The sequence below is a fragment of the Methylobacter svalbardensis genome (assembly GCF_037671525.1).
Taxonomy (GTDB): Bacteria; Pseudomonadota; Gammaproteobacteria; order Methylococcales; family Methylomonadaceae; genus Methylobacter_A; species Methylobacter_A svalbardensis.
The window spans coordinates 1-1,156 of sequence record NZ_JAWPOH010000180.1; the positions used below are offsets into that span (position 1 = coordinate 1).

Sequence of the window (1,156 nt, forward strand, 5' to 3'; positions counted from 1 at the left end):
CGTATTGCCGGTTGTTTGCACATGACTATTCAGACAGCGGTATTGATTGAAACCCTGACTGCATTGGGCGCAACTGTGCGTTGGTCTTCCTGCAACATTTTTTCTACCCAAGACCATGCCGCGGCGGCAATGGCGGCGGCCGGCATTCCTGTTTTTGCCTGGAAAGGCGAAACCGAAGTAGAAGCCGAATGGTGTATCGCCCAAACCATTGACGGCGTTGATGGCTGGCGTCCGAACATGATCCTGGATGATGGCGGCGACTTGACCGTCATGATGCATGACAAATATCCCGAATTAATGGCCGATATTAAAGGCTTGTCCGAAGAAACCACTACCGGCGTATTGCGTCTGTACGAGATGGTCGCCAAAGGCACGTTAAAAGTTCCTGCATTCAATGTTAACGATTCGGTCACCAAATCAAAATTCGATAACCTGTACGGTTGCCGCGAATCGCTGGTTGACGGCATCAAGCGCGCCACCGACGTGATGATTGCCGGTAAAATTGCCGTCGTTTGCGGTTACGGCGATGTCGGCAAAGGTTGTGCGCAATCGTTACGCGGCCTCGGGGCAACGGTATTGATTACCGAAATCGACCCGATTTGCGCACTGCAAGCGGCGATGGAAGGTTACCGCGTAGTCACCATGGAAGAAGCAGCTCCGCTGGCTAATATTTTTGTGACCGCGACCGGCAACTTTAATATTATTACTCATCAGCACATGGTTGCGATGAGAGACCAGGCGATTGTCTGCAATATCGGTCATTTTGATGCGGAAATTGAAATTTCCTCATTGCGTCAATACACCTGGGAAAATATCAAGCCCCAAGTGGATCATGTGATTTTCCCTGACGGCAAACGCCTGATCATCCTGGCAGAAGGCCGCCTGGTTAATCTGGGATGCGGCACCGGTCATCCAAGTTTTGTGATGTCTAATTCATTTTGCAACCAGGTTCTGGCGCAAATGGAGCTTTGGGCAAATGCCGCACAGTATGAAAACAAGGTTTATATTCTGCCTAAGAAACTCGATGAAAAGGTCGCAAGATCGCATCTAAAGCAGCTGGGCGTGAATTTGACCGTCTTAACCGACGAGCAAGCCCGATATATTAATGTTCCGGTTGAAGGACCGTTTAAAGCCGATCATTACCGTTATTGATTAA

The 1,156-nt window shown here is 49.5% G+C and carries 1 protein-coding gene; it reads left to right on the forward strand.

The window, feature by feature from the left end; all coding sequences use genetic code 11:
* The coding region (ahcY, locus tag RW114_RS20725) for an adenosylhomocysteinase (RefSeq protein ID WP_340124620.1) at positions 1-1,152 on the forward strand (1,152 nt) is incomplete at its 5' end.
* Between the last annotated feature and the right edge of the window lie 4 nt (positions 1,153-1,156).